Here is a 17,854-nt window from a genome sequence, read left to right as displayed (position 1 = left end):
ATTTATTCATAAATAATCGTAATTACCTTTGTATGTAATTTGCATTTTTATTAAAAGTTCTATAGTGTCTTCAATGTGATTTAAATCATCGTGTTCATTAAAAGTGATTATATTGACGATGTACATTAATCGACAACGAGGAGTGTTCAGAAGTGAAGAAACATAAAGTAATGGACTGGTGGACATTTTACGGGACTGTAGCTGTATTGCTTATCGCAGTTATACCAATGATGGTTTTCCCGAAAGCTAGTCAAGAAGTGATAACAAGTATTAATGATATAATATCCAATACATTAGGTCCTTGGTATTTAACACTTGGTCTAATTGTTTTTGCGTTTGTATTATACATAGCGTTTGGTAAATATGGGAATGTAACTTTAGGTAAAGCAAGTGACAAACCTGAGTTCAATAATTTTAGTTGGATTTCTATGCTGTTTTGCGCAGGTATAGGTTCAGATATACTTTACTGGGGTGTAATTGAATGGGCATATTACTATCAAGTACCGCCATATGGTGCAAGTGGTATGACTGACGAAGCACTCCAATTTGCAACGATGTATGGCATGTTCCACTGGGGTCCAATTGCTTGGGCTATATATGTGTTACCAGCACTGCCTATTGGTTATTTAGTATTTGTTAAGAAAAAACCAATTTATAAAATTAGTCAGGCGTGTAGACCAATATTAAAAGGACAAACAGACAAATTACCAGGCAAAATTGTCGATATTTTATTTATTTTTGGTTTGCTCGGTGGTGCTGCTACATCTTTAGCACTTGGTGTGCCATTAATTTCAGCAGGTATTGAAAGGTTAACCGGACTAGATGGTGAAAATATGGTCATGAGAAGTGTAATCTTACTGATCATCACAGTTATATTTGCATTTAGTTCGTATACTGGCCTTAAAAAAGGCATACAAAAATTAAGTGATATTAATGTTTGGTTAACTTTCTTAATTTTAGGTATTGTACTTATTGTTGGTCCTACAGTATTTATAATGGAAACGACTGTTTCAGGGTTTGGTAATATGCTTAAAAACTTCTTCCAAATGGCTACTTGGTTAGAACCGTTTGGTGGAATTGGGAAAAGAGAAGAGACGAACTTCCCTCAAGATTGGACGATATTCTATTGGTCATGGTGGTTAGTATATGCACCATTTATAGGTCTGTTTATTGCAAGGATTTCTAAAGGACGTACTTTGAAAGAAGTTGTCTTAGGGACAATTATATATGGAACATTAGGTTGTGTATTGTTCTTCGGTATTTTTGGGAACTATGCAGTATTTCTACAAATTTCAGGCCAGTTTGATGTCATTCAATTCTTGAATCAGCATAGTGCAGAAACCACTATTATAGAAGTAATGCATCAATTACCGTTTCCAAAAGCGATGATTGTTTTATTCTTAATATCAGCATTCTTATATTTAGCTACTACATTTGATTCAGGCTCTTATATATTAGCAGCAGCAACTCAAAAGAAAGTGATCGATGAACCATTAAAAGCAAATCGTTTATTCTGGGCTTTCGCTTTATGTTTATTACCATTCTCCCTAATGTTGGTAGGTGGAGAACGAGCATTGGATGTATTGAAGACAGCTTCAATTTTAGCCAGTGTTCCCTTAACCATAATATTTGTTATGATGATGATTTCATTTATACGAACATTAAATGGTGATCGGATTAAATTAGAGGAACGTGCAGATAAACTAAAAGCAGTAGAAAGACGTTCATTAAGGATTGTTCAAGTAAGTGAGAAAAAAGAAGACGATAATTTATAGATTGAAAAAAATTCGTAATTCAGATGAATTACGAACTTTTTTTATTTGTAAAATTAACTGAAAATTAAAAAAGAAATGTTGACATCATATTTTGTATCGGGTATGCTAATGAGCATAATTTATTATTTCATAGTAATCCTATCTGCTTAAAATATTTTATCGTTTTTTAGGTAGTTTTTAGATAGAAAAGCTTTAGAAATAAACATAAGGAGGACGTTGTATATCATGACAGAAGTGTTGACTTATGAACGTTTTGACACAGATCCTTTTAAAGACATTAATATTGATGATGAAACTAAAGGTGCTTATCAAATCATAAAATGGGCCTATGAACATTATGGAGATTCTATAGTATATTCATGTAGTTTTGGTGCAGAAGGTATGATTTTGATAGATTTAATTTCAAAAGTTAAAAAAGATGCGAAAATCGTATTTTTAGATACGGATTTACATTTTCAAGAAACATATGACTTAATTGATCGTGTTAAAGAAAGATATCCTTCGTTGAATATCGAATTAAAAAAACCAGATCTAACATTAGAACAGCAAGCTGATCAATATGAACCAGCTTTGTGGACAAGTGATCCAAACCAATGTTGTTATATAAGAAAAATTAAACCTTTAGAAGAAGTACTTTCTGGTGCGACAGCTTGGGTTTCAGGATTGAGAAGAGAACAATCACCTAGTAGACAAAACACTGACTTTATTAATAAAGATGAAAGATTTAAATCTATTAAAGTTTGTCCTTTAATTTATTGGACATGGGATGATGTTTGGGCGTATATGGAACGCCATGATTTAACTTATAACGAATTGCATGATTTCAATTATCCAAGTATCGGATGTATACCTTGTACATCACAAGTTTCGTCTTCAGGGGATTCACGTGAAGGAAGATGGAATAATTTTAATAAAACTGAATGTGGTTTGCATACAGCAAATAGTAAGCCTAAATAAAGTATCTCATTAAAAGATTTTTTATAGTCTTTTTTTAAGTATAAAACATACTATTCCTATATGAATAGTAAAAATGAAAATAAAAATTGGACAGGATGAGGTGACATTTTTGGAATTAACAGTAACAAATAGCCCATTTAATCAAGAACAGTCAGAAAAGCTAAATCAAGTACTTTCAACACTTACTAAGGAGCAAAAGATTTGGTTTAGTGGTTACTTATCAGCGGCAGCTGCCCAAAGTAATGAACCAAGTGCATCAATAGTTGAAACAGCAGCACCAGTTAGTAATGAACCAAAACCAAAAACACGAGAAATCACAATATTGTTTGGTTCTGAAACAGGAAATGCTCAAGGATTAGCAGAAACATTAGAAAGTAAATTAAAAGAAAAAGATTTCAAAGTTAATCTTGCATGTATGGAAGATTTTAAACCGAAAGATTTAAAGAAAGTCGAAGATTTATTTATTATTACTGCAACTCATGGTGAAGGTGATCCACCAGATAATGCGATCACTTTCCATGAGTTTATACATAGTCGTAAGGCGCCTAAGTTAAATGACTTAAGGTATTCTGTCTTAGCTTTAGGAGATGAGTCTTATGAATTCTTCTGTCAAACTGGTAAAGATTTTGATAATAGACTAGAAGAACTTGGTGCAGAGAGATTACATTCAAGAGTCGATTGTGACTTAGACTTTGATGAACCAGCAGAAAAATGGATGGAAGGTATCTTGAATTCTATAGGTCATATATCAGGTCATGAATCAACTGAACCAGTTAAAGTTAACCCTGAAGATATATCTGCTACTCAAACGTATTCAAGATCTAATCCATATGAAGCTGAAATACTTGAAAACATCAATTTAAATGGTAGAGGTTCAAATAAGGAAGTGAGACATATCGAACTATCTTTAGAAGGTTTCACCGACTCCTTTGAACCAGGAGATTGCATTGGTATATTCCCTAAAAATGACCCTGAAGTAGTATCAGACTTAATTGAAACACTCGTTTGGAATCCAGATGAAAGTGTTCCTATAAATGATGCGGGTGATACATTAACGCTCCGTGATGCACTGACAAATCATTTTGAAATTATGAAACTTACAAAACCGATTGTTACAAAAGCAGCTAATATTTTTGGAAACGACGTGTTATCTGAAAAAGTTAAAAAAGACCGTTGGATATACGGTTATGTTGAAGGTCGCGATTTAATTGATTTAATTAATGACTTTCCACCAGAAGACTTACAACCAGATGCACTACATCAGATTTTACGAAAATTACCTGCTAGAGAATATTCAATTGCTAGTAGTTATCAAGCTACACCAGAAGAAGTACATCTTACAATTGGTGCCGTTCGATATCATGCAAATGAACGAGATAGAAACGGTGTTTGCTCAGTACAATTCGCTGAACGATTAGAACCTGGCGATACTGTACCAATTTATTTGAAAAAGAATCCAAACTTCAAGTTTCCTAAAACGAATGAAACACCTGTTATCATGATTGGTCCTGGTACAGGCGTAGCACCATTTAGATCTTATATTCAAGAAAAAGAAGAATTAGAACTTAATAATAAAGCATGGTTATTCTTTGGAGAACAACATTTTACAACAGACTTTTTATATCAAACAGAATGGCAAGGTTGGTTAAAAGATGGCGTGCTTGATAAATTGAGCGTGGCATTCTCTAGAGATTCTGAAGAGAAAGTGTATGTACAACATCGAATTGAAGAAAATAGTAAAGAATTTTATCAATGGATTCAAGAAGGCGCTGCTTTATATGTTTGTGGAGATGAAAAGTGCATGGCCAAAGATGTACATCAATCCATTTTGAATGTGATTCAAAAAGAAGGACATTATAACGAAGAAGAAGCAGAAGACTTTTTAACTCAAATGAAAAAAGACAGAAGATATCAAAGAGATATTTATTAAGAGGGGGGCATTATTGTGAGCACTCAAACTAATTTATCCGAAAAATTAGATGAAATGGAACACATTAAAAATAGAAGTAATTATTTAAGAGGAACAATTAAAGAAGGTTTATCTGATGAAATAACAGGAGCAATAGCAGAAGACGATACAAAATTGCTGAAATTCCACGGAAGTTATATGCAAGATGATAGAGATATCCGTGACGAGCGTCGTAAACAAAAGCTAGAACCTGCTTATAGTTTCATGATTAGAGTTAGAGTTCCAGGTGGTACAGCAACAGCTGATCAATGGCTTGCAATGGATGATATTTCTACAGAATATGCAAATGACACAATCAAATTAACAACGAGACAAGCATTTCAATTTCACGGAATTTTAAAAAGAAATTTAAAAAGCTCTATGCAAAGTATTCATCACGCAGTTATGGATTCTTTAGCTGCATGTGGTGACGTAAACAGAAATGTTATGTGTAACCCAAATCCATATCAATCAGGTGTACATAAAGAAGTTGATAAACTTGCAACAGATATTAGTGATCATTTATCACCACAAACCGGAGCGTATCATGAAATTTGGTTAGATGATGAGAAAATAGTTGATACTAAAGAAGAAGTAGAACCGATGTATGGTAAGACTTATTTGCCTAGAAAATTTAAAATCGGTATCGCTGTTCCACCTTCAAATGATATAGATGTTTATTCACAAGATATTGGACTCATTTCAATAATTGAAGATGACCAATTAGTTGGATTTAATGTCACTGTTGGCGGTGGAATGGGTATGAAACACGGTAATACGAAGACATACCCTCAAGTAGGTAGATTGCTTGGTTACTTCCCTAAAGAAGAAGCGATAGATGTTTGTGAGAAACTATTAACAATACAAAGAGACCACGGTAATAGAGAAGATAGAACAAATGCACGATTTAAATATACAGTTGACCGACTAGGTGTAGATTGGATTCGTGAAGAATTAAATACAAGATTAGGTTGGGAAATTGAAGAACCAAGACCATTCGATTTTAAACATAATGGAGATCGTTACGGGTGGACTGAAGGTAGTGGCAAATGGCATTTTACATTATTTATTCAAAATGGCCGTGTGAAAGATACACAAGACTACAAGTTAAAAACAGCTTTAAGAGAAATTGCTGAAATCCATACAGGAGATTTCCGTTTAACTCCGAACCAAAACTTAATTATTGCTAATGTAGCCAAAAGTAAAAAGGCTCAAATTCAAAAAATTATAGATAAATATGGTATTACAGATGGAGAAAATTATACAGGGCTTAGAAGAAATTCAATGGCATGTGTAGCCTTTCCAACTTGTGGTTTAGCAATGGCTGAATCAGAACGTTATTTACCTACACTTATTAATAAAATTGAAGGTCTTTTAGATGAAACAGGTTTAAATGAAGAAGAAATTACAATTCGTATGACAGGTTGTCCTAACGGTTGTGCAAGACCAGCTCTAGCTGAAATTGCATTTATCGGTAAAGCACCAGGTAAATACAACATGTATCTTGGTGGTGGATTCTCTGGAGACCGTCTAAATAAACTATATAAAGAAAATATAGGTGAAGATGAAATTTTAGAAAGTTTAAGACCAATTATTATTCAATATGGTAAAGAAAAAAATGATGGTGAACACTTTGGAGACTTTGTTATCCGTAAAGGCATTATAAAAGAAGTGCACTCAGGACAAGACTTTCATAGTTAAACAGAAAAGGGGTGGAAGCATGGGCAAAGTATTCTTAGTTGGTGCTGGACCAGGTGATCCAGATCTAATAACAGTTAAAGGTATTAAAGCAATTAAACAGTCCAATGTCATTCTATATGATCGACTTGTTAATAAAGCGTTACTTGAATATGCAACTGAAGATACAAAAATGATTTATTGTGGAAAAAGCCCTAAAAATCACTCATTAACGCAAGACGAAATTAATGAATTACTTGTGAAGTTATCTTTAGAAGGTCATACCGTAACACGATTAAAAGGTGGAGATCCATTTATATTTGGTCGTGGCGGTGAAGAAGCGGAAACATTAAAAAATTATGATATTCAATTTGAAGTAGTTCCTGGTATTACAGCTGGTGTTGCAGCACCAGCTTATGCCGGAATCCCTGTTACACATAGAGATTACAGCTCGTCGGTTGCTTTTATAACAGGCGTGATGAAGGATTCTATAGATGAAGACGAATATTGGAAACATTTAGCTTTAGGACCAGAAACACTTTGTATTTATATGGGCGTCAAAAAGCTACCAGAAATTAAAAGATTGTTAGTTAAACATGGTAGAAGTTCTGATACACCTGTTGCATTAATACATTGTGGCACATCAAATCATCAATTAACTGTAACTGGTACTTTGGATGATATTGTCACTAAATCAAAACATGTTAAAAATCCTGCAATGATTGTCATTGGAGAAGTCGTCAAACTAAGAGAAAAAATGAGTTGGTTTGAAGAAGTAGCGAACGAACAACAGGTTCCACAACTCATTTATTAATACTGGAGGGATACAATGATAGGCGTATTATATGTCAGTCATGGTAGCAGAATTAAAGAAGCAACAGAAGAAGCTATTACTTTTATAGACTCAGTTAAAAAGAAAATAGATATTCCTCTACAGGAGATTTGCTTCTTAGAGTTAGCACAACCAGATATTCAACAAGGTGTAAAAAAATTAATAGACAATGGTGCTACTGAAATTTCTGTTATACCCGTATTATTGCTCAGTGCAGGTCATTACTTTAAAGATATACCGAATGAAATTGATGAAATAAAGAAAAAACATCCTGAAGTTACATTTACTTATGGAAAGCCTTTAGGTGTTCAACCAAGATTATCAGCTATTCTGAATGAACGCATTCAAGAAACGAATATTTCAATCAAAAAAGACGCAAAACTACTTGTTGTAGGGAGAGGAAGTTATAACCCTCAAACTAAAATAGATATAACGGCTATTGGCAAAGCATTATATGAAACGACAGAATTTGAAAATGTAGAAGTTTGTTACTTAGCTGCGTGTGAGCCATCATTTGAAGATGCGTTACAAGTAGCATTACAAGCTGAACATTCACAAATATTCATAGCACCATATCTTTGGTTCACAGGCGTGTTAGAGCGTCACATAGAGAAAACAGCTAAAGAACATAATATGAACAGTGACATTATCGTTTGTAAACACTTAGGTCATCATCCTTCTATACAAGAAGCATTGAAAGACCGTGTTCTTGAAACGCTTACTACTGAAAAAGTTTGAATATATGAATAAAGGGTGATTTCTATTGGCATATGTTCCGCTCAATATTGATTTTACAGATAAGCAAGTCAAAGTTATCGGCGGTGGAAAAATAGCAAAACGAAGAGTGAAAGCCATACTTGAAAGCGATGCTGTGATTCACGTTATTAGCCCAGAACTCACAGAAGACTTATTTCAACTTTATCTTGATGAAAAAATAATATGGAAGAAAAAGATATTCGAATCATCAGATCTGGAAGATGCCGACTTTATTATATCTGCTACAAATCAACAAGAGGTAAACGATGTTATTAAAAAGTCAGCCCCGAAACATAGTCTTATAAATATGGTCAGTGATGCACAAGTCGGAAATGTTATATTTCCTGGGACATTAAAACGAGGGAAATTACAAATAAGCGTGACATCAACTGGTGCGAGTCCAAAGTTAGTAAGTAATATTTTGGATGATTTAGAGAAGCAATATCCTGTTGATTATGAAGAATACGTAGAATTTTTATTTGAAAGTCGCATAATTATTAAATCATTAAACCTAGAAAATACAGAAAAAAACCAATTGTTAGAATCTATATTATCTGATCAATATTTTGATAAAGATGAACAAAACAAATTAACAAATTGGTTAAGACGACAACCTAAAAAGAGAACAAGAGAGGAGTAGTATATGCGAAAACTAACAATATTTGCGATTGTAGGATTTTTAGCTCAATTAATTGATGGTTCTCTCGGGATGGGATTTGGTGCAACTTCTTCTTCATTATTATTAACATTTGGTGTTGCTCCAGCAATCGCATCAGCAACGATTCATTTTTCTGAAGTTGCAACAACAGCAGCATCTGGTATTTCTCATTTGAAATTTAAAAATGTAGATAAATCCATTATTTTAAAGCTGGCGTTACCTGGTGCCATCACAGGTTTTATTGGTGCAGGTGTACTCAGCAATCTACATAGTGATTTTATAAAACCTTTTATAGCAATATTTTTATTATCTATGGGCGTCTACATTATTTATCAGTTTGTTTTTAAAAAACAACAAAATAATAAACTGAATGGTGGAAAGTTATCAGGATTTATACTTGTTCCTCAAGGTGCTATAGCAGGATTTTTAGATGCAATTGGTGGAGGAGGCTGGGGACCAGTCAATACACCATTACTGTTATCTAGAAATCAAATAGAACCGAGATATGTTATAGGTACAGTTTCAGCGAGTGAATTTTTTGTAACAATTTCTACATCATTAGGATTTATCATTTTCCTTGGATGGAGTCAAATTAGCATATTATTAGTTGTGGCATTAGCATTTGGTGGCGTAGTTGCAGCACCATTTTCAGCTTGGTTAGTAAAGACTTTGCCAGTATATGTTCTAGCAGTACTTGTAGGCGGACTTATTATTTTTACAAATAGCAGTGTGTTATTAGGCAGTTTTGTAAGTAATGAAACAACAGTCTATATAGTTAAGATAGGAATTGTCGTTGCATGGTTAGGTCTCGTATTATTTACGCTTTACCAACATAATAAATTTCCTTTCAACATTCAAAATCAAAAATCAAAAGAAGTAGATCAAATAAATTAATAGGAGTGAATCAGAATGGTATCAGCAACTCAACAAATTAGCGAAACAATTAAGCCTCATGGTGGTGAATTGATCAACCGTCAAGTTACAGGTGAAGAAAGAGAACAATTAATTGAAGCAGCAGAGTCATTCTCTAAGTTAACTTTAAATCCTTGGAGTTTATCAGATTTAGAACTGATTGCAATAGGTGGATTCAGTCCATTAACAGGCTTTTTAGGTGAAAAAGATTACGTAAGTGTAGTGGAAAATATACGTCTAGAAAATGGGCTAGTTTGGAGCATTCCGATTACATTGCCTGTAACAGAAGAAGAAGCAAATAACTTTGAAATAGGTTCTAACATCGCGTTATATGGTGAAGATAATCATCTTTATGGTGTGTTAAAGCTTGAAGAGAAATATACGTACGATAAAGAAAAAGAAGCTCAAAATGTATATGGCACAACAGATGTAGGTCATCCAGGTGTTAAGCTTGTATATGAAAAAGGGAATGTATATCTTGGAGGACCTATTCAATTAGTAGATCGTCCTAAACACGATGAATTTAGTGATTTCCATTTAGACCCAAGTGAAACAAGAGCATTATTTAAAGATTTAGGATGGAAAACAGTTGTTGGATTCCAGACAAGAAATCCTGTTCATCGTGCACATGAATATATTCAAAAAATAGCACTTGAATCAGTAGACGGATTATTATTAAATCCACTCGTTGGTGAAACAAAATCTGACGATATTTCAGCAGAAATTAGAATGGAAAGTTATCAAGTCATTTTGAAACATTATTACCCTGAAGAAAGAACAAGACTTGTTATATATCCAGCAGCTATGAGATATGCGGGACCACGTGAAGCAATTTTGCATGCATTAGTACGTAAAAACTATGGCTGTACACACTTTATTGTCGGTCGTGATCACGCTGGAGTAGGCGATTATTATGGAACTTATGATGCACAAGAATTAATCTCACAATATGAAGATGAAATTGGCATTCAAATCTTTAAGTTTGAACATGCATTTTTCTGTACTGTTTGTGACAATATGACAACAGCTAAAACTTGTCCACATGATAAATCAAATCATGTCCACTTAAGCGGAACAAAAGTAAGAGAGAAATTGCGTAATGGAGAACAATTACCGAAAGAATTTTCAAGACCAGAAGTAGCAGATGTATTAATTAAAGGCTTGAAACAAAACTAATTTCTTGAGGAGTGAAACAATGAGCGCGTCAACAAATATTACATGGCATGATTCAGAAGTAACAAAAGAACAACGACAAAAAAGAAATGGTCATAAAAGTGTCGTTATTTGGTTTACAGGTTTATCAGGATCAGGTAAATCAACAATTTCAGTAGCATTAGAAAAAGCATTGTTTGAACAAAAAATAACATCATATCGTTTAGATGGAGATAATATACGTCACGGATTAAATCAAAATCTTGGATTCAGTCCAGAAGATAGAAAAGAAAATATTCGTCGTATAGGAGAAGTAGGTAAACTTATGGTAGATGCGGGTGTTGTAACAATGACAGCATTCATCTCACCATATAAAGAAGATCGAGACATCGTAAGAAACATTCTAGAAGACGGAGAGTTTATTGAAGTGTTCACAAAATGTAGCTTAGATGAATGTGAGTCAAGAGACCCTAAAGGTTTATATAAAAAAGCAAGAAGTGGTGAAATTAAAGAATTTACAGGCATTAATGCACCATATGAAGAACCATCTAATCCGGAAATTGTAATCGATACAGAACACGAAAGTATTGAAGAGTCAGTAAATAAAATCGTGTCATACTTAAAAGAAAATCAATATTTATAATAGGTAATATAAAAAGCAGAGAAAATTCTTAAATACTAAGAATTTTCTCTGCTTTTTTAGTTGAGTATAGATTTCAGATGAATCGCACGATAACTCAGAAGTCTTCGTGCGATTCGCCCGGATTACCCCAGATTATTCCAGATTTAAACAGTATCAAATTTCACTTAGGAAATAACTTCAATACTTTATTTATCTTCACGTTCTGGTATAGGGAAATATTTGTATATTTCTCCTGTTTTAATAGCGCTACTAATATTCGATAACCATTCGTAATAAACTTTGTAGTCTTCTAATTGTTTATATATGATAGTTGCTTCTTCTTTAGTATCTTCATCAACACCATCAGCTTCAATAACTTTTTTCAGTAATACTTCTGCATCTTTAACTGAATCCATATTAATAGATATTTCTCGATCCCATTTTCTTGAGAAGAAGTTATTAAAGAAAATAAAGAAGTCTTTCTCAGCTATAAAGTGTTGTTTTCTGCTACCTCTTGTAAATTGTTGTTTGACGATATCAAACTCCTGTAGTTTCTTAACACCAGCGCTCATACTCGGTTTACTCATTTGGAGTTGTTCGCGCATTTCATCAAGTGTCATACTACCTTCAAATACCATCGTGCCATATAAATTACCAACACTACGGTTAATACCATATAAATCCATCGTTTCTCCAATTCCATTTATAACGATGTCTTTAGCTTGGTCTAATTGTTTTTTGTAGTTATCTGAACGTACCACTACATACACCTCCAATAATTACTTTAATTGTACCATGAATTCTTTTAAATTGTAGTTGCTTTTCCCTTACTTGTCTATTTGTAATACCTGTATAAAGTTATGATTTTAATTTGATATTGAAGATTTGACGCCTTTTATATTTATATGCTAACATAAGTTTGTAAAGTTCGTTAAATAAAAATTTAACAAAGTTAACGGAGGTAATTTAAATGGAATATATAGATCGTTTATCAAGACGTCAATTTATTAATGGTGACTGGGTCGAAGCTTCAAACAAAGCGACTCGTGACATCGTTAATCCATATAATCAAGAAGTAGTGATTTCAGTCTCAGAAGGTACTAAAGAAGACGCTGAGCAAGCTGTATTGGCTGCAAGAAAGTCATTTGAATCAGGAGAATGGTCACACGAGACGAGCGAGAATAGAAGTCAAAAAGTTAGAGAAATAGCAGATTTAATAAAAGAACATAAAGAAGAGCTCGCGACTCTTGAAACGTTAGACACTGGTAAGACATTAGAAGAATCATTTGCAGATATGGATGATATTCATAATGTGTTTATGTATTTTGCTGGGTTAGCAGGAAATGATGGTGGAGAAATTATTGAATCACCTATTCCTAATTCAGAAAGTAAAATAGTTAAAGAACCTGTTGGTGTTGTAACTCAAATTACACCTTGGAATTATCCATTACTTCAAGCTTCATGGAAAATTGCTCCAGCTCTTGTAACGGGTTGTTCATTAGTTATGAAGCCAAGTGAAATTACACCGTTAACAACAATTCGTATATTTGAATTAATGGAACAAGTTGGTTTTCCAAATGGCGTGATTAACCTTGTACTTGGTAAAGGTTCAGAAGTTGGTGACGTATTATCATCTCATAAAGAAGTTGACCTTGTTTCATTTACTGGTGGTATTGAAACTGGTAAACACATTATGAAACGCGCAGCAGACAATGTAACGAACATTGCGCTTGAATTAGGTGGTAAAAATCCAAACATTATCTTTGATGATGCAGATTTAGAGTTAGCTGTTGATCAAGCATTAAACGGTGGATATTTCCACGCTGGTCAAGTTTGTTCAGCTGGTTCACGCATAATCGTACACAATGATATTAAAGCGCAATTTGAAGAAGCGTTAGTTGATAGAGTAAACAAAATTAAAATTGGTAATGGTTTTGATAAAGAAACTGAAATGGGTCCTCTAATTTCAGCAGAACATAGAGGAAAAGTTGAAAAATATATAGAAGTTGCTAAAGAAGAAGGGACAACAATTGCCGCTGGTGGTAAACGTCCAGAAAGAGCAGACTTACAAGATGGTTTCTTCTTTGAACCTACTGTTATTACAAACTGTGATACTTCAATGAGAATTGTTCAAGAAGAAGTGTTTGGTCCAGTTGTAACAATTGAAGGATTCTCTTCAGAACAAGAAGCAATCGAACTAGCTAATGATTCAATTTATGGATTAGCTGGAGGCATATTTACTCAAGATATAGGCAAAGCAAATAGAATCGCTAACAAATTGAAAATGGGTACGGTTTGGATTAATGATTTCCATCCTTATTTTGCACAAGCACCATGGGGTGGATATAAACAATCTGGTATCGGTAGAGAGCTAGGTAAAGAAGGATTAGAAGAATATATTATTTCTAAACACATTTATACAAATATACAACCTGAACCAGTGAATTGGTTTAGCAAATAAAAACAACAATGATTATTGAAAATATAGGAGGATATTAAAGCATGGAGAAATCTTATGATTATATAATTATCGGTGGCGGAAGTGCCGGTTCAGTATTAGGAAGTCGTTTAAGTGAAGATAAAGATAAAACAGTATTAGTATTAGAAGCTGGTAGAAGTGACTATGCTTGGGATTTGTTAATTCAAATGCCAGCAGCTCTTATGTATCCATCAGGTAATCGTTTCTATGACTGGAAATATGAAACAGATGGAGAACCTCATATGGGCGGTCGAAAAGTTGCACATACAAGAGGTAAAGTATTAGGTGGATCTAGTTCAATCAACGGAATGATTTATCAACGTGGTAACCCTATGGACTATGAAGGATGGGGAGAACCAGAAGGCATGGAAAGTTGGAAATTCGCTAATTGTTTACCATACTTCAAAAGATTAGAAAAAGCATATGGTGCAGATAAATCAGATCAATACCGTGGGCATAATGGTCCAATTAAATTAAGAAGAGGCCCAGCAACAAATCCATTGTTCCAAGCATTTTTTGAAGCGGGTGTAGAAGCAGGATTTAATAAAACACCTGATGTGAATGGATTTAGACAAGAAGGATTTGGACCATTTGATAGTCAAATTCATAACGGTAGAAGAATTTCAGCTTCACTTGCTTATTTAAGACCAGCTATGAAGCGTAAAAATTTAACAGTACAAACAAGAGCTTTTGTAACAGAAATTAATTACGAAGGTAGAAGAGCGACAGGCGTTACGTTTAAGAAAAATGGTAAGAAACATACTGTAGGAGCTGGAGAAGTTATTTTATCAGGTGGCGCATTCAATACACCACAACTACTACAACTTTCTGGCATCGGTGATTCAGAACATTTAAACTCACTAGGCATCGAAACGCGCGTACATTTACCAGGTGTAGGTGAAAACTTTGAAGACCATTTAGAAGTTTATGTTCAACATGCATCTTCTGTACCAGTTTCACAACAACCAAGTTTAAATAAATTTAAAATGCCTTTCATTGGTTTACAATGGATATTTGGACGTAAAGGACCAGCAGCAAGTAACCACTTTGAAGGTGGAGGATTTGTGAGATCAAACAACGAAGTAGATTATCCAAACTTAATGTTCCATTTCTTACCTCTTGCAGTACGTTATGACGGACAAAAAGCAGATACAAAACATGGTTTCCAAGTACATATTGGACCTATGTATTCTAACTCAAGAGGTAGTCTGAAGATTAAATCTAAAGACCCATTCGTAAAACCAAAATTCGTATTTAACTATTTATCAACAAAAGAAGACGAGCAAGAATGGATAGAAGCAATTAAAGTAGCAAGAAACATTCTAGCTCAACCGGCATTAGCACGATTTAATGACGGAGAAATATCACCAGGACCATCAGTACAAACAGATGAAGAAATTTTAGAATGGGTTAAGAAAGATGCAGAAACAGCATTACACCCATCATGTAGTGCTAAAATGGGACCCGCATCAGATCCAATGGCTGTTGTAGACCCATTAACAATGAAAGTACACGGTATGGAAAATCTACGAGTAGTAGACGCATCAGCAATGCCACGTACAACAAATGGTAATATCCACGCACCAGTATTGATGCTAGCAGAAAAAGCAGCAGATATTATAAGAGGAAAAAAACCATTAGAACCAGAAGAAATAGATTACTACAAACACGGCGTGCACAATAAAGACGCAGGTATAATGAAGTAGAATGAAATGATGGTTGGCTAAGACGTAATTGTCCTAGAAATTTAATAAGAGCAGAAATTCATTATTAAAATTGAATTTCTGCTCTTATTTTTTATGAAAATCATTTAAGTCCCCGGCTCTTTTCATTGAATGGTGTTAATTTTGAGTATGTCTTAGATTAATGATGGAGTTAATCAACAACTTGACCGAACTCATAGATTAACTTCCGACTTAATCTATGACTTATCTCATATTTTCAAAAAACCTTATTTATGACTTAGCTTATAATTGTTATTTATTTAAATGTCTATATAATGTCGCTCTACTAATGTTTGTCGCCTCTTTAATTTCTTCTAAAGTATACTTCTTAGAGTGATACATATCGATTGCGTTTTTTAAATTAATATCATTTCGCTTTGGTCTTCCTATAGTCTTACCTTCTGTTTTGGCTTTTGCGATACCTGACTTAGTTCTAAATTTAATCATATCGCTTTGAAACTGGTTTAGTAGATTTAAAAATTTATTAAAATTCATATGCTTATTTTGGCTAATCGTTACTTCAGCATTAATAATATAAATTTCTACATTCACTTCCTGGGCAATCGCAATTAATTCTTCTAATTGGTATGAGGTATCTGCAAGAATACACAAATCAGTTATGTATAATACATCCCCACTTTGTAATTTACTATAAAATAAAGTATTTAATTCTTTTCTTATTTCAGTTTGAGCATGAGATTCTTCAATAATTGTTAAAGAAAATTTGCTTAACTTTGAATGCTGTTCAGCAATCGTATCATGTAATTCAATGGGTCTAATATAACCGTAATTCATAAATTTCACCTCAATAGTTTCATAAATGTATACATATGAAACTTTTTTGTTTATAATAACTCTATTGAAAAAAATAGGAGTATGTATGATGTTAAAAACTTATATAGAAGAATGGTTTTCTAATCCAGGGAAAAATTTACTAGCAGGTATCGTTGTAGCACTAGCGCTTATACCTGAAGCCATTGCATTTTCTATAATTGCAGGTGTAGATCCAATGGTAGGATTGTATGCTGCTTTTATTATTGCTACGATAACTTCAATTGTAGGTGGTAGACCTGCTATGATATCTGGAGCTGCAGGAGCTGTTGCGCTTATTGTAACACCTTTAGTAAAAGAATATGGCGTCGATTATTTATTTGCAGCAACTATACTCATGGGTATTATACAGTTAATATTAGGTATTCTCAAAATTGGTAGACTCATGAAGTTCATACCACGTTCGGTAATGATAGGGTTTGTAAATGCATTAGCAATTATGATCTTTATGTCTCAACTTGAGCATATATTCGGTATTTCAATTAGTACATATATTTATATAGGTATTACATTACTAATTGTTTATATTGTACCAAGATATTTCAAACCAATCCCTGCACCACTAATTGCAATTGTTTTATTAACAACATTGTATATGATAACAGGTTCTGATGTAAGAACAGTTGGCGATTTAGGTACTATAACAAGAGCGTTTCCAAATTTCTTAATACCACAAGTTCCATTTAATTTAGAAACATTAACAATTATTTTGCCGTATTCTTTATCAATGGCAATTGTAGGTTTAGTAGAAAGTTTATTAACTGCTAAAATTGTTGATGAAGCAACAGATTCTCATAGTAATAAAAATAAAGAATCTAGAGGTCAAGGTATTGCCAATATTATCACAGGGCTATTTGGAGGAATGGGTGGCTGTGCTATGATTGGTCAATCCGTTATAAATGTAAAATCAGGTGCAACGAGTAGATTATCAACTTTTACTGCGGGTGTCTTTCTAATAATACTGATTTTATTATTAGGAGATGTAGTAGTACAAGTACCTGTGCCAATTTTAGCAGGTATAATGGTTATGGTATCTATTAGTACATTTGATTGGAAATCATTTAAATACGTTAAGCAAGCACCTAGAACGGATGCTGTAGTTATGATTCTGACCGTGATGATTGTGTTGTTTACACATAATTTGGCTATAGGCGTCATAGTCGGTGTAATATTTAGTTCTTTGTTCTTTGCTACTAAAATATCAAATGTTCATGTTCATCAGACAATAGAAAATAATTTATATAAATATGCATTCACCGGACAAATATTTTTTGTTTCAATCGATTCAATGATGAATCAGTTAGACTTCTCAATTGAAAATAGTCAAATCGAATTAGATTTTACACATGCTCATTTATGGGATGACTCAGCAGTAAATGCAATCGATTCAATGGTGAAGAAATTTGAAGATAAAAATAATACAGTATATGTTAAACAATTAAATACTGATAGCAGGAAAATTATTTCAGAATTAAGCCAACTAAATGAAAGACATTTAACATAAGAAAATAACATAAAAACCCGTATAAAT

The 17,854-nt window shown here is 33.4% G+C and carries 15 protein-coding genes; 13 read left to right on the top strand and 2 right to left on the bottom strand.

The features are described 5' to 3' along the window. Positions 1-152: 152 nt before the first annotated feature. From CD129_RS04850 to cysC, 10 genes are all read left to right on the top strand, one after another. Entirely contained in the window at positions 153-1,775 is a 1,623-nt protein-coding gene (locus tag CD129_RS04850) for a BCCT family transporter (protein ID WP_115337043.1), read from the top strand. 225 nt (positions 1,776-2,000) lie between these two features. Continuing rightward, positions 2,001-2,732 carry a phosphoadenylyl-sulfate reductase gene (locus tag CD129_RS04845; protein ID WP_078357903.1) on the top strand — a complete coding sequence of 244 codons (732 nt, stop codon included), beginning with the start codon at positions 2,001-2,003 and terminating at the stop codon, positions 2,730-2,732. A gap of 109 nt (positions 2,733-2,841) precedes the next feature. After that, the gene (locus tag CD129_RS04840; protein ID WP_115337044.1) at positions 2,842-4,662 is read left to right on the top strand and encodes an assimilatory sulfite reductase (NADPH) flavoprotein subunit; all 1,821 of its coding nucleotides are present in this window, start codon (positions 2,842-2,844) and stop codon (positions 4,660-4,662) included. Positions 4,663-4,677: 15 nt separating this feature from the next. Next, on the top strand, positions 4,678-6,381 hold the full coding sequence (locus CD129_RS04835; protein ID WP_420896991.1) for an NADPH-dependent assimilatory sulfite reductase hemoprotein subunit: 1,704 nt from the start codon (positions 4,678-4,680) through the stop codon (positions 6,379-6,381). 19 nt (positions 6,382-6,400) lie between these two features. Further along, a complete protein-coding gene (gene cobA, locus CD129_RS04830) occupies positions 6,401-7,171 on the top strand; it encodes a uroporphyrinogen-III C-methyltransferase (RefSeq protein WP_078357900.1) in 771 nt (256 codons plus the stop codon). Positions 7,172-7,186: 15 nt separating this feature from the next. Further along, complete coding sequence (locus tag CD129_RS04825) at positions 7,187-7,927, top strand: sirohydrochlorin chelatase (RefSeq protein WP_107509619.1); 741 nt, start codon at positions 7,187-7,189, stop codon at positions 7,925-7,927. 25 nt (positions 7,928-7,952) lie between these two features. After that, positions 7,953-8,585 carry an NAD(P)-binding protein gene (locus CD129_RS04820; protein WP_115337046.1) on the top strand — a complete coding sequence of 211 codons (633 nt, stop codon included), beginning with the start codon at positions 7,953-7,955 and terminating at the stop codon, positions 8,583-8,585. A gap of 3 nt (positions 8,586-8,588) precedes the next feature. Then, positions 8,589-9,497: a sulfite exporter TauE/SafE family protein gene (locus CD129_RS04815; protein WP_107509621.1), complete on the top strand. Its 909-nt coding sequence runs from the start codon at positions 8,589-8,591 to the stop codon at positions 9,495-9,497. 15 nt (positions 9,498-9,512) lie between these two features. Next, a complete protein-coding gene (sat, locus tag CD129_RS04810; RefSeq protein WP_115337047.1) occupies positions 9,513-10,691 on the top strand; it encodes a sulfate adenylyltransferase in 1,179 nt (392 codons plus the stop codon). A gap of 19 nt (positions 10,692-10,710) precedes the next feature. Continuing rightward, positions 10,711-11,310 (top strand): adenylyl-sulfate kinase, encoded by a 600-nt coding sequence (cysC, locus tag CD129_RS04805; protein ID WP_115337048.1) that lies wholly within the window; start codon positions 10,711-10,713, stop codon positions 11,308-11,310. 185 nt (positions 11,311-11,495) lie between these two features. On the opposite strand, the gene cudC is transcribed toward cysC, so the two are convergent. After that, positions 11,496-12,050 carry a choline uptake/conversion transcriptional regulator CudC gene (cudC, locus tag CD129_RS04800; protein WP_078357894.1) on the bottom strand — a complete coding sequence of 185 codons (555 nt, stop codon included), beginning with the start codon at positions 12,048-12,050 and terminating at the stop codon, positions 11,496-11,498. A gap of 209 nt (positions 12,051-12,259) precedes the next feature. Here cudC and betB point away from each other — a divergent pair, with 209 nt between their 5' ends. Together betB and betA are read left to right on the top strand one after the other, a co-directional pair. Then, positions 12,260-13,750 carry a betaine-aldehyde dehydrogenase gene (gene betB / locus CD129_RS04795; RefSeq protein WP_115337049.1) on the top strand — a complete coding sequence of 497 codons (1,491 nt, stop codon included), beginning with the start codon at positions 12,260-12,262 and terminating at the stop codon, positions 13,748-13,750. Between the two features lie 41 nt (positions 13,751-13,791). After that, a complete protein-coding gene (betA, locus tag CD129_RS04790; protein WP_115337050.1) occupies positions 13,792-15,474 on the top strand; it encodes a choline dehydrogenase in 1,683 nt (560 codons plus the stop codon). A gap of 270 nt (positions 15,475-15,744) precedes the next feature. Here the strand turns inward: betA and CD129_RS04785 are convergent, their stop codons facing one another. Further along, complete coding sequence (locus CD129_RS04785) at positions 15,745-16,287, bottom strand: recombinase family protein (protein WP_115337051.1); 543 nt, start codon at positions 16,285-16,287, stop codon at positions 15,745-15,747. Between the two features lie 88 nt (positions 16,288-16,375). On the opposite strand from CD129_RS04785, the gene CD129_RS04780 reads away from it, so the two are divergent. Then, the gene (locus tag CD129_RS04780; protein ID WP_115337052.1) at positions 16,376-17,827 is read left to right on the top strand and encodes a SulP family inorganic anion transporter; all 1,452 of its coding nucleotides are present in this window, start codon (positions 16,376-16,378) and stop codon (positions 17,825-17,827) included. Positions 17,828-17,854 lie beyond the last annotated feature (27 nt).

Origin of the sequence: Mammaliicoccus fleurettii, from assembly GCF_003970575.1 — a bacterium.
GTDB lineage: Bacteria > Bacillota > Bacilli > Staphylococcales > Staphylococcaceae > Mammaliicoccus > Mammaliicoccus fleurettii.
This window is presented reverse-complemented; position numbering and strand designations above follow the sequence as displayed.